The organism is Pseudomonas sp. R1-6, assembly GCF_051132115.1.
GTDB lineage: Bacteria > Pseudomonadota > Gammaproteobacteria > Pseudomonadales > Pseudomonadaceae > Aquipseudomonas.
Map to the genome: position 1 here is coordinate 4,280,434 of NZ_CP071662.1, position 12,763 is coordinate 4,293,196.

8 protein-coding genes are annotated in these 12,763 nt (G+C 61.9%); 4 read left to right on the top strand and 4 right to left on the bottom strand.

Features of this window, described 5'->3' with window-relative positions; all coding sequences use genetic code 11:
* Positions 1-362: 362 nt before the first annotated feature.
* Positions 363-719: a DUF6124 family protein gene (locus tag J3P81_RS19390; protein WP_434560363.1), complete on the top strand. Its 357-nt coding sequence runs from the start codon at positions 363-365 to the stop codon at positions 717-719.
* Positions 720-883: 164 nt separating this feature from the next.
* Here J3P81_RS19390 and J3P81_RS19395 read toward each other — a convergent pair whose 3' ends face one another.
* Entirely contained in the window at positions 884-1,243 is a 360-nt protein-coding gene (locus J3P81_RS19395; RefSeq protein WP_420765292.1) for a PilZ domain-containing protein, read from the bottom strand.
* A gap of 271 nt (positions 1,244-1,514) precedes the next feature.
* Complete coding sequence (locus tag J3P81_RS19400; RefSeq protein WP_420765293.1) at positions 1,515-1,889, bottom strand: tetratricopeptide repeat protein; 375 nt, start codon at positions 1,887-1,889, stop codon at positions 1,515-1,517.
* Positions 1,890-2,215: 326 nt separating this feature from the next.
* On the opposite strand from J3P81_RS19400, the gene pyk reads away from it, so the two are divergent.
* Complete coding sequence (gene pyk / locus J3P81_RS19405; protein ID WP_039591415.1) at positions 2,216-3,667, top strand: pyruvate kinase; 1,452 nt, start codon at positions 2,216-2,218, stop codon at positions 3,665-3,667.
* 178 nt (positions 3,668-3,845) lie between these two features.
* Here the strand turns inward: pyk and J3P81_RS19410 are convergent, their stop codons facing one another.
* Both J3P81_RS19410 and J3P81_RS19415 read right to left on the bottom strand, forming a co-directional pair.
* Positions 3,846-4,793 carry an iron-sulfur-binding ferredoxin reductase gene (locus J3P81_RS19410; RefSeq protein ID WP_434560365.1) on the bottom strand — a complete coding sequence of 316 codons (948 nt, stop codon included), beginning with the start codon at positions 4,791-4,793 and terminating at the stop codon, positions 3,846-3,848.
* The gene (locus J3P81_RS19415; protein WP_420765296.1) at positions 4,786-5,892 is read right to left on the bottom strand and encodes a GGDEF domain-containing protein; all 1,107 of its coding nucleotides are present in this window, start codon (positions 5,890-5,892) and stop codon (positions 4,786-4,788) included. The genes J3P81_RS19410 and J3P81_RS19415 overlap by 8 nt, the downstream gene beginning before the upstream one ends.
* A 462-nt stretch (positions 5,893-6,354) precedes the next feature.
* Between J3P81_RS19415 and J3P81_RS19420 the strand changes: the two genes are divergently transcribed.
* Positions 6,355-7,878 (top strand): fumarate hydratase, encoded by a 1,524-nt coding sequence (locus J3P81_RS19420; protein ID WP_039591419.1) that lies wholly within the window; start codon positions 6,355-6,357, stop codon positions 7,876-7,878.
* A gap of 301 nt (positions 7,879-8,179) precedes the next feature.
* Positions 8,180-12,592 (top strand): SpvB/TcaC N-terminal domain-containing protein, encoded by a 4,413-nt coding sequence (locus J3P81_RS19425; protein WP_434560367.1) that lies wholly within the window; start codon positions 8,180-8,182, stop codon positions 12,590-12,592.
* Positions 12,593-12,763: the final 171 nt, after the last annotated feature.

Genomic DNA, 12,763 nt, shown 5'->3' on the forward strand with positions numbered 1-12,763 from the left:
ACCTGACAGATCTGACAGTCTCGACCAACGGCAACCCCAACCACGCCCAACCGACTACACCACCTTGCGCAACGGACTACACATCCGCCAGAATCCGCCGGCTTGTGCGCCTTGGCCTTGCCCCGTAACGTGATTCGCGTCGCTGACCTCTCAGCGATCGGGTTTAGTCGCTCGGCTATGAAAAACGGTGTGCACAAGCGTCATCCAGTCGGGCCAAAGTCCTGCACTTGATGGTGGCTGTTCGCAGGGCGCCCTCGGGCGCGCCGGGCTTCGTTTTTCCACCGGTCGACTAACCTGCGTCCAGCCGCCACCCCTCGTTTAGTCGCGAAACGGGTGGCAGCCCCAATTACGGAAAAACGTTCATGATCAAACCAACCCCAAATCCCCCAAAACCCGCTCCCCGCAAAACCGTCGACGAGCAAAAACTCGACAAAGCCGCGAAAAAAGCCCTCGACCACTACTTGAAACCCGCCCCCACCCAACCAGCCAAAAACCAACGACAACTGGACTGTTTCATCGTCGCCCCCGACGCCGACCCGGAAGGCTTGCTGGTACACAGCTACGAAACCTTCTGCTCGGTGAGCACGCTGATTCTGGATTTATCGGAAGAACTGGAAGGCGCCCCGCGCAACCTGGCGTTGGCGATTCATCAGATGGGCGAGATGGGGGTGTTGTTGCTGGAGAAGTTGTTGGATGGCGAGGCGAAGGTGCTGCGCTGATAGCAACGCGATACGTCGGGCGATGAAGTCCCCGTGGCGAGGGAGCTTGCTCCCGCTGGACGCGAAGCGTCCCATGCGGTGTGTCAGTTGATAACCAGGGGGCTGCTACGCACCCCAGCGGGAGCAAGCTCCCTCGCCACGGGGTTATCGCAACGCGGTAGGGCTCACGCCGATTCTGGTAGCTGATAGAAGCTGAAGTACTGCCGCAATGCGCTCACCAGTTGTCCGTATTCAGGCGGTGCCCACTGCAGGCTGAAGCCCGCGTCGAAATGTTGCGGTGTCACGTCCTCGCGGCACCACAGGCAATGGGCTTTCAAACGGATCTGTTGCTGCGGTCCTTCCTCGGCGGGCAGTTTCAGGCGCAGGTCGAAATCCGCACCGATCATCAAGGGCAAATGGCTGATGAGCATCAGGCCGTTTTCCGAAACGTTGCCCAAAAAACCAATGGGTTTGCCGTTTATGCCGTTGAACACCTCAAGGAAATACGCCAGCTGATGTCGTGCAATCTGCCGCTCTTTGTACATGTCTTGTATCACTTTTTGAGTAGCCGATAACCCGGCCAATCCAGTGCTTCGGAACGGGCTCATCCCTGCCCGCTCTCCCCGACCCCGATGCCAGACACCCTCATACTGGCTGGCCAAATGCTACCGGTGACAGGTGACGCTTCGAAATTAGAGTTCTGGCTCTAGCCACGTTTTGTACAACTATAGTCCAAGCGGGAGCATCGGCCAGCCGGATTCGATACCAGTCATCGGTCGACAACTGGCTCACGGAAGGGTTTCGAATAAATCAAATTCAGAACGACGTGGGACGGATCGCCGAGGCGCTGCGGGTGGGGTAATGACCCAGGCTCTGTAGGGTCTCGAGCCGTGCGCGGGCGCGGTAGGCGTACTCGCTGTTGGGGTATTGGGTGAGGATGAACTGGTAGGTTTGCGCCGCGTCGACGTAGAGCTTCTGCCGCTCCAGGCACTGGCCGCGCATCATCGAGACTTCCGGCTGCATGTAGCGACGGGCACGGCTGGCGCGGTCGACTTTGGACAGCTCGAGCATCACCTGCTCGCAGTTGCCCCGCTCATAGGCCTTGTAGGCCAGGTTCATGTGGTGGTTCATCGACCAACGGGTGCAGCCCGTGATACTCAGGGCCAGGGCAATAAAAAGCACGAATCGCATGGGGAGGTTCTCCTGTCTTGAGCTCTGTATCGACCTGGCGGGGAAAATCTTCAGCATGAAAAACCTCCTCGGTGAACACGTGTGTGGCGAGGGAGCTTGCTCCCGCTGGGCTGCAGAGCAGCCCCGGGTTTTTGCGGTCGCTACGCAACCGAGCGGGAGCAAGCTCCCTCGCCACAAGAGCGATGTTCGGCTTAAGCAGTTAAAGGCGCAAAAATTTTCAGGAATGTTCATTTCGAAAAAGAAACGAATAAGTAGTGCATATGAACAATGACTACACCCAAAGACCATAGTAGCCTTCGCTGGCGCTTGAACTTGAGGAGTCTTGCATGTCCGTCCGTCGCACCAAAATCGTCGCTACCCTTGGCCCGGCCAGTAACTCGCCGGAAGTTCTCGAACAGCTGATTCTGGCTGGCCTGGACGTTGCCCGTCTGAACTTCTCCCACGGCACCCCCGACGAGCACAAGGCTCGCGCCAAGCTGGTGCGTGACCTGGCCGCCAAGCACGGCCGTTTCGTTGCCCTGCTGGGCGACTTGCAAGGCCCGAAGATCCGTATCGCCAAATTCGCCAACAAGCGCATCGAGCTGAAGATCGGTGACAAATTCACCTTCTCCACCAGCCACCCGCTGACCGAAGGCAACCAGCAGGTAGTCGGCATCGACTACCCGGACCTGGTCAAGGATTGCGGCGTAGGCGACGAACTGCTGCTCGACGACGGTCGCGTGGTGATGCGCGTCGAAACCGCCACCGCCACTGAACTGAACTGCGTCGTGACCATCGGTGGCCCGCTGTCGGACCACAAAGGCATCAACCGTCGCGGCGGCGGCCTGACGGCACCGGCCCTGACCGATAAAGACAAGGCCGACATCAAGCTGGCCGCGGAAATGGAAGTCGACTACCTCGCCGTGTCCTTCCCCCGTGACGCAGCAGACATGGAATACGCCCGTCAACTGCGCGACGAAGCCGGCGGCACCGCCTGGCTGGTGGCCAAGATCGAACGCGCCGAAGCCGTGGCCGACGACGAGACGCTGGACGGCCTGATCAAGGCGTCCGACGCCGTGATGGTGGCCCGTGGCGACCTGGGCGTGGAGATCGGCGACGCCGAGCTGGTGGGCATCCAGAAGAAGATCATCCTGCACGCACGCCGCCACAACAAAGCGGTGATCGTCGCGACCCAGATGATGGAGTCGATGATCCAGAATCCGATGCCGACCCGCGCCGAAGTGTCCGACGTAGCCAACGCCGTGCTGGACTACACCGACGCGGTGATGCTGTCGGCCGAAAGCGCCGCCGGCCTCTACCCGCTCGAAGCGGTGCAGGCCATGGCGCGTATCTGCATCGGCGCAGAGAAGCACCCGACCGGCAAGACCTCCAGCCACCGCATCGGCAAGGAATTCACCCGCTGCGACGAAAGCATCGCCCTGGCGACCATGTACACGGCCAACCACTTCCCGGGCGTCAAGGCGATCATCGCCCTGACCGAGAGTGGCTACACGCCGCTGATCATGTCGCGTATCCGCTCCTCGGTGCCGATCTACGCCTTCACCCCGCACCGCGAAGCCCAGGCGCGCGCCGCGATGTTCCGTGGCGTGTACACCATTCCGTTCGACCCGGCTTCGCTGGAGCCGCACGAAGTCAGCCAGAAAGCCATCGATGAACTGACCAAACGCGGCGTCGTGGAAAAAGGCGACTGGGTCATCCTGACCAAGGGCGACAGCTACCACACCACCGGCGGCACCAACGGGATGAAGATCCTGCACGTTGGCGACCCGATGGTTTGATGATGGGTTGCTGCTGAAAAACAAAAGCCCCGCCATGTGAATGGCGGGGCTTTTTGGTTTTTGCTTTTGGACATTGGGTGTCTGGACGGGCGCTATCGCGAGCAGGCTCGCTCCCACAGGGGTTCTGTGCGCGCCGCGAATCCTATGTGGGAGCGAGCTTGCTCGCGATGGCGCTCGGTCAGACGCCGCCATCGTCACGGGTAAGAAACACATCCGCCAACAACTGATTCCTCGGCAAACCCGCCAGGTACAAGCGCTTGGCAAACGCCTCGACCCAGCCCGGATGGCCGCAAACCAGCGCCTGGGTCTGGCGCGACGCCAGGCGCATCTTCGCGAGCGCCGCTGGCGCCTCGGCTGCGGTCAACAGTTCAATGCTCAGGTTTGAGTGCTTGGCCGCCAATGCCGCCAGGGGTTTGTCCAGATAATGCCCGGCGGCATCACGGGCCACATGAATAAGCCGAATCGCACCTTGATGCTGCTGGCGCAACGCTTCGCGCAAGATGCCGAACAGCGGCCCCAGGCCGGTGCCGGACGCCAGCAGCCACAGCGGTTTTTCATGCCAGTCGGGATCGTAATGCAACGCGCCGCCACGCAGTTCACCGAGGCGGATCGGGTCGCCGCTGGTCAGGCGTCGAGCGGCGCCGATGAATTGACCGGGGGCGTGGCAATCGAGGTGAAATTCCAGGAAGCGATCCTCTTCGGGCAGGCTCGCCAATGAGTATGGCCGGGCGATGTCGCCAGCCCACAGCACCAGGTGTTGTCCGGCGCGATAGCGCAGCGGTCGCTCCGGGGTAATGCGCAGGCGCAGCACGTCGGAGCCCAGCCAATCCACCGCCGCCACTTTGGCGGCTTGGCCGTCGCGTTGTGGGTCGAAGGTGTGGATTTGCACGTCCTCCACCACCTGGCATTGGCACGCCAGTCGCCAGCCTTGATCACGCTGCGCCGGGGCCAGGGCATCGGGGCGACTGTCGCGCACGTCGCCGCTCAGGCATTGCACCAGGCACGCATGGCAACTGCCGGCGCGGCAACTGTAGGGCACGGCCACGCCTGCCTGGTTCAACGCATCCAGCAGGTTACTGCCCGCCGCCACCGACCATTGCCGGCCGGCGACTTTCAACTCAGGCATCGACGTTCTCCCAGGCGGCGGCACAACGGTTGCGGCCGTCTCGCTTGGCACGGTACAAGGCCTGGTCGGCGCGCTGCAAGGCGCTGTCCAGGTCATCGCCCATTTCCAGCATCGTCATGCCCACAGACAGGCTGAGAGTGCCCACCCGCAGGTCGGTCAATTCCACTTGGGTGAACGCCAGCCGCAAGCGCTCGCAACAGGCCGTCAGGCGCGCGGGGTCGCAGGCGGGCAGCAACATTACGAATTCTTCGCCACCGTAGCGGGCCAATACGTCGCCTTCACGCAGGCACGCCGTGGCGACACCGGCAAACGCCTGGAGCACCTGGTCGCCCGCCGCATGGCCGTGCAAATCGTTGATGCGCTTGAAATGGTCCAGGTCGATCAAGGCCAGGCCATGGGCGACGCCGGGCCTGAGGGTATTGAGTTCGCGACTCGCCAGGCGCAGGAAATGCCGGCGATTGAACAGGCCGGTCAGTTCGTCGGTGGCGACCAGGTCTTCGAGCTGGCGCATCATCCCGCGCAGGGTGTCCTGGTGCGCCTGCAAGGCAAACCGTCGCTGGCGCATGCGTTGGCGCGAGGTCTGGACATAGCGGGCATACAACACCAGCCACACCAGCACGATGAACAGCACGGACACTTGCAGACCGGCCAGCGTCGGATCGGGCAGCCGAAAGAAGTAACCGTCCCACAGCGTGATGCCGGTAAAGCTGATGAACACCAGCGTGGCGCAGCGCACAAAGGCCCGCCGCGTCAGGTGGAACAGACCGAACAAGAGGATCAGCACATAGAACACCAGGAACACGCCGCGGGCCTGGTCCAGGTGCGCCATCATCCAGGTCTGCCAGCCCAGGCCGATCCAGACCTGTATTTCCGTCAGGCTGGGGTCGGCGAAGCGCAGGTTGCGATCGGTGATGAACAGCGCGAACAAACCAGCCTGGCACAGCACCACCAACAGCGTGCCGATGATGGCGCCACGCAACGAGTCGAGGTAATGGCCACTGAAAAACGCCAACCACAGCAACACCAGTGCCAGCGCATAAGTCGTGGCGGCCAGGGCGAAGCGTTTGAGCAAAAGACGTTGAATGGCGTTATGGGTCAATCGGTGACTCACCATGGAAAAGAGGAACTGATAGAGCTGTCCTACGCTACAGGCCAGACGCCACTTTAGTGGCGTGTTCGACAAATGACCATTCAATTCTGGCTCAGAAAAATGGCGTCAAAGCAATGGCCCAGATTGACGCATCGCCAGGCTTCGCCGATGCCCCCGTGGCGAGGGAGCTTGCTCCCGCTCGGTTGCGCAGCAATCGCAAAATCCGTGGCCGCTTCGCAGCCCTGCGGGAGCAAGCTCCCTCGCACCGGTTTTCACTTTCCAACGGTTCAATCCGTCGTGATCACGAGCAACCTCGCCCCCACAGGCCTCCCTGCCTGCGATATACTGCCGCGCCTTTTTAGCGTCGCGCCAGCATGCCCGGCGTGCCTTAAGAGGTGCCGTCCGTCGACCGATGCACCCAAGCGGACGGCACCTTATTGAATGTTCCCGTCTTAGAGAGGAGCGCGACTCATGACCGTGATCAAGCAAGACGACCTGATTCAGAGCGTTGCCGACGCCCTGCAGTTCATTTCCTATTACCACCCCGTGGATTTCATCCAGGCGATGCACGAGGCCTACCTGCGCGAAGAATCGCCGGCGGCCCGTGACTCCATGGCGCAGATCCTGATCAACTCGCGCATGTGCGCCACCGGCCATCGGCCGATCTGCCAGGACACCGGCATCGTGACCGTGTTCGTGCGCGTGGGCATGGACGTGCGTTGGGATGGCGCGACCATGAGCCTGGACGACATGATCAACGAGGGCGTGCGTCGCGCCTACAACCTGCCGGAAAACGTCCTGCGCGCATCGATCCTCGCCGACCCGGCAGGCGCGCGCAAAAACACCAAGGACAACACCCCGGCGGTCATTCACTACTCCATCGTTCCGGGCAACACCGTGGAAGTGGACGTGGCGGCCAAAGGCGGCGGTTCCGAGAACAAGTCGAAGATGGCCATGCTCAACCCGTCCGACTCCATCGTCGACTGGGTCCTGAAGACCGTTCCGACCATGGGCGCCGGCTGGTGCCCACCGGGCATGCTCGGCATCGGCATCGGCGGCACCGCCGAGAAAGCCGCGGTGATGGCCAAGGAAGTGTTGATGGAATCCATCGACATCCACGAGCTCAAGGCCCGCGGCCCGCAAAACCGCATCGAAGAGATGCGCCTGGAGCTGTTCGAGAAGGTCAACCAGTTGGGCATCGGCGCCCAGGGCCTCGGCGGCCTGACCACCGTGCTCGACGTGAAGATCATGGACTACCCGACCCACGCCGCCTCCCTGCCGGTGTGCATGATCCCCAACTGCGCCGCCACCCGCCACGCCCACTTCGTGCTGGACGGCACTGGCCCGGCCTCGCTGGAAGCGCCACCGTTGGACGCCTACCCGGAAATCGTCTGGGAAGCCGGCCCGTCGGCACGCCGCGTGAACCTCGACACCCTGACCCCGGAAGACGTGCAAAGCTGGAAACCGGGCGAAACCGTGCTGCTCAACGGCAAGATGCTCACCGGTCGCGACGCGGCGCACAAGCGCATGGTCGAGATGCTGAACAAGGGTGAAACCCTGCCGGTGGACCTCAAGGGTCGCTTCATCTACTACGTCGGCCCGGTTGATCCGGTGGGCGACGAAGTGGTTGGCCCGGCCGGCCCGACCACGGCCACGCGGATGGACAAGTTCACCCGCCAGATCCTCGAACAAACCGGCCTGCTGGGCATGATCGGCAAATCCGAGCGCGGCCCGACCGCCATCGAAGCGATCAAGGACAACAAGGCCGTCTACCTGATGGCCGTTGGCGGTGCCGCTTACCTGGTGGCCCAGGCGATCAAGAAATCCAAAGTCCTGGCCTTCGCCGAACTGGGGATGGAAGCGATCTACGAGTTCGAGGTCAAGGACATGCCGGTGACTGTCGCCGTGGACAGCAAAGGCGAGTCGGTACACATCACAGGCCCGGCGATCTGGCAGCAGAAGATCAGCGAAAGCCTGGCGGTGGAAGTGCAGTAACACGCATTTTCTCGCGCTGAAGAAGGCCGGTGAGCGACACGCTCATCGGCCTTTTTTATAGCGCACAACAACCCCCTGTGGGAGCGAACCTGCTCGCGATGGCGGTGGGTCAGTTGGTGAAGATGTTGGCTGTGCCGCCGCTTTCGCGAGCAGGCTCGCTTCCACAAAGTCATTGAGCACACCATTCATCGGGTAAACCCACCGACCTGTCAGATCTGACAGGTTACACCCCTGCTCTCCCTTGGCATCCTCACCCTGGCCGGGAATCAACCCCGGCCAGGGTCCAAGGGAATAACGACAAATGGCCGAACAAGCCCCCCTTCAAATCATCACGCCCACGATCGCCGGCAGTGCGTCTATCGCCACCTTCGGCAACAGCCTCGGCCCGGTCGGCACGCGGGGCGCCGCCTCCTTCGAGTTGCCCCTGCCGGTATCGAGCGCCCGTCACCTGACGCCGACGTTGACCCTGCAATACAACAGCCAGGGCGGCAACGGTGTATTCGGCATCGGCATGCAGCTGTCGATCCCCAGCATCTGGCGCAAGACCAGCAAAGGCGTCCCCCGTTACGGTGACGAGGATGTCATGGTCGGCCCCGACGGCGTGGATCGTTGGCCTGATCTCGAAAGTCAGACCAGCCGCAGAATCGGCGACGAGACCTTCGCGGTGACACGGTATTTTCCGAGGATCGAGGGCACGTTCGATATCTACGAACTCTGGACATCCATCGAAAGCCAGCCGTTCTGGCGGGTGCAAGGCAGCAACGGCCACGTGTATTGCTATGGGAAAAGCCCGAACTCGCGCATAGCCGACCCGCAAGTCCCCTCGCGTATCGCCGAGTGGCTGCTGCTGGAAGAGGTCAGCCCCCTGGGCGAACACATCTATTACGAGTACCAGGCCGACCCCTGCCCCTCGCAAGGCGCTCACGACTACCGTGCCCAGCGTTACCTGCGGCGGGTGTGCTACGGCAACGCCACGGCCAGCGAAACCTTGTATTGCTTCGAAGATGAAGACCCGGCGAACCTCCCCTGGCACTTCCACTTGCTGTTCGATTATGGCCAACGCGCCCTCGGTCTGGATGAAAAACCCGCTTGGTCGGCCCTGGACGAAAACGCCTGGCAACTGCGCAGCGACCCGTTGCACGTGTATCGATATGGTTTCGAGGTGGGCACGCGGCGCCTCTGCCAGCAGGTGTTGATGTTCAATCAGTTCCCCGCCGAAACCCACAACGAACCCGCGCTGGTGCGCCGGCTGCTGTTGGAATACACCAGCACCCCCCTGTGCTACAGCCTGTTGACCGCCGCTCATTACCAGCACTGGGACGCCAGGGATCGGGTGGAATACACGCCCCCCGTAGAACTCCAATACAACGCGTTCGAGCCGAACCTGATACCCAAGGTTTTTTTTGCCCTGGAGAACATGCCCGCCCTGGAGGACAGCCGACGCTACCAGTGCGTCGATCTCTACGGCGAAGGCATTCCCGGCTTTTTGTGCCGCTACAGCAACGGTTGGTACTACCGCGAGCCCGAGCGCGCCCCCGGTGAGGATCCAGACGAAGTCGGTTACACCCCGTGGACACTTCTGCCAAACATTCCAATCGCCGCCGACAACACGCCGGTGATGCAACTGCTGACCGATCTATGCGGCGATGGCCGCCTCAATTGGGTCATCGCCCAACCCGGCATGAATGGTTTCTACACGCTCAACCCGGACCGCAGCTGGTCGACGTTCAACGACTTCAAGCGCTTCCCCACGGAGTTCCTGCACCCCGCCGCGCAATTGGGCGATCTGACGGGCGACGGCCTGCGCTCCCTGGCGATGGTCGGCCCCAAAAGCGTGCGGCTGTACGCCAACCTCCGTCACCTCGGGTTCGCCTCCGGCGTGGACGTTCCCCACGAACCGGACAGCACCCTGCCATTGTTCAGCGATGATCGCAGCGAACTGGTGCTGTTCGCCAATATGCTGGGGAGCGACAGCACCGAGCTGTGCCGTATCCGCTGCAACGAAATCAAGTGCTGGCCAAACCTGGGCCATGGGCGTTTCGGCAAGGGCTTTGTGATGAGCGCGCTGCCCTTCACCTACACCGAGTTCAACGCCGAACGGGTGCGGATCGCCGACCTGGACGGTTCCGGCGCGCCGGCGCTGATCTACCTGCGCAGCGACTGTTTCGAAATCTACTTGAACCATGGCGGCAATTGCCTTGAACAGACACCCGTGCGGGTGCCCTGGCCGGAAGGCATGCGCTACGACAACCTCTGCCAGGTCACCCTGGCCGATCTGCAAGGTTTGGGCTGCGCCAGCCTGCTCCTGAGTATTCCCCATCACAGCGCGGACATGAAACCGCACCATTGGCGCTACGATTTCGTCGCGGCACGGCCCTACTTGCTCAACGCCACGAACAACAACATGGGCATGAGCAGCACCGTCGTCCACCGCAGCAGCGCGCAGTTCTGGCTGGACGAAAAAGCCCAGCGCGCGACGCGGGGCGAAGCGCTGGACTGCTATCTGCCCATGGCCTTGCCGCTGGTGGCCCGGCAACAACAGCTGGATGAAATAACCGGAAACTGCCTGACCCAGGGATTTACTTACTACGAAGGCGACTACGACAGCTATCACCGCGAATTCAGAGGGTTCGGCCGGTTGTATCAGCTCGACAGCGAGGTGCCTTCGGGTAATCGGGAAAGGGATTTCACCGCACCGGTACTGGTCAAGACCTGGTTCCACACCGGGCGTACCGTCGACCAGCCTCTCAGGGATTGTTTCGATGCCGACACCGACGCGCCGCCCCTGGGCCCCACGCTGCTGACCCGGCTTCATGAACAGGACAAAGCCGACGAAATCATCGTCCCCGACCCGGACACCGCTAGGGAAATGGCCTACGCCCTCGGCGGTCATGTACTGCGCAGCGAGACCCACCACGGCGAATCGTCCGACTCCACCAAGCCCTATACCGTGTCCCAGCACCGCTATTTGTTGCGCCACCCCCATGACCACCATAAAAGTCTGCTGATACTGGCGCTGGAAACGGTCCTCCACCATTACGACGGTTTCATCAACGACCCCCAAGCCCTGCATACCGTCAACCTCGGATGGGACCTCTACGGCCAACTGGAACACGGTTTCGTTGTCCATTACGCCCGGCGCCTGAGCGCAGCGGACGAGCCGCCCTTCGAGGACGAAGACGAGAACAATTGGTGGCGTGACGCCCACGACGATCAGCAGCAGGTCTATCACCTGACCGAAAGCCTGGCCGCCTATAAACACCTTTTCGATGAAAATGGACCCCGGCAACGGCTGGGCCTACCCTGGCGCGCACGAACCAACGGGCTTCAGCTACCAAAAGGCCCGCTTCCAAACGGACTGAACCCGCAGCAGGTCAGCTACGAATGCTTGCTTGAACATTGCGATTCCGAGGAATGGAAAAGCGCCCGCGTGCTGATTGCCCTGGAAGAACAAAGCTACCTGAGTGACGCACCGTTCCAAGCCTTGCGCGGTCCGTTGGAAGTGGCCGAGTTCGACAAGCAGGCGCTGGAGGCCTACGACGTCGTGCCCGAACCGTTCAATATCCGCGAGCAACTGGAACTGGTCGGCTACGAGCCGATGAAACTGTTCCTGCCAGAAGACCCGGAGGAGGACGCAGCGCGGAACCTGTGGTCGAAAAAGGTCGGTTTCGCCACCTACCTGCCACTCAAAGGTTTTTTTCATATCAGCGCGTTACAGGAAACCCTGAGCCACGGCATCACGACGAGCGAATACGACGCCTATCAGTTGATGCCCATCGCCGTCACCCTTCCGGACGGCTGTGCGACCCATATCGGGTACGACTACCACTCGCTGTTGCCCTGCCGGATCATCGACGCCAACGACAACGTTCACGAGGCGCTTTACGGTCCCGCCGGCCTGCCCTTGGGCGTCAGTTTCCATGGGACCGAGAACGGCATTCCCGCAGGTTTTTATCCCATCGATGACTATGAGCCACCCGATGATTTGTCGCCCGGCCACGCCATCGAGGACCCCGAAGCCACCCTGGGTGATATCGCCAGCGCAGCGCGCATCGACAACCTGAGCTGGATGGGCGAGCTCGATTTGTCGCTGGTCCTGCCGGCGCAGCGCGACGAATGGATCAATGCCCGATATGTGCTGCCCAGCGGCCATATCCGCGCTTCGGCGCGGGTGCGCCTGGCCCGGTTGAAAACCCGCACCGCCGGCGAAGCGCTGCTATGGGCGCTCATGCAGGCCACCGCCCGGGAGCCGGCCCACCGTGTCGTACTGAGTGCCGATCGCTACCCGGACGACCCCTTGCAGCAGATCCGCATCGCCCTCGGCGCCGTCGATGGATTCGGACGCGCTTTGCAAACCAAGCAACTGGTGGAGCCCGGCGTCGCCTACGCCGTCGCCGAGAACGGCTCGCTGCTGTTGGGCCCCGATGACAAACCGATACAGTACGAGGCCGACCCGCGCTGGCGCGTCAGCGAACGGGTCGAGTACAACAACAAGGGGCTGGTGACCCGTGTCTATCGCCCCTATTTCGCCGATGCCTGGCGCTACATCAACGACGCCTCGCTGCGCGAGCATGGCTATCATGACCAGCAGTTCTATGACCCACCCGGACGCCTGGTCAAGGTCATCAATGCCAAGGGGCACGAGGCCTGGCACGTTCATCATCCGTGGTACCAGTGTGCTCACGATTACAACGACACGGAGCCGGGGGCCTGAGCAATGGGCCCAGTTCAGGTGTTCAACGGGCGAGGTGGGCCTGTCTGCAGAGAAGTCATGTATTGCAGTCATCCGTGACAAGTGAACCGCGAAACCAGACGACTTCCTCCATCCGAACCAGCCGAAACCAGTTTTCTGGCACGACGACCGGGCCTGTTTGGCGCACGCAAG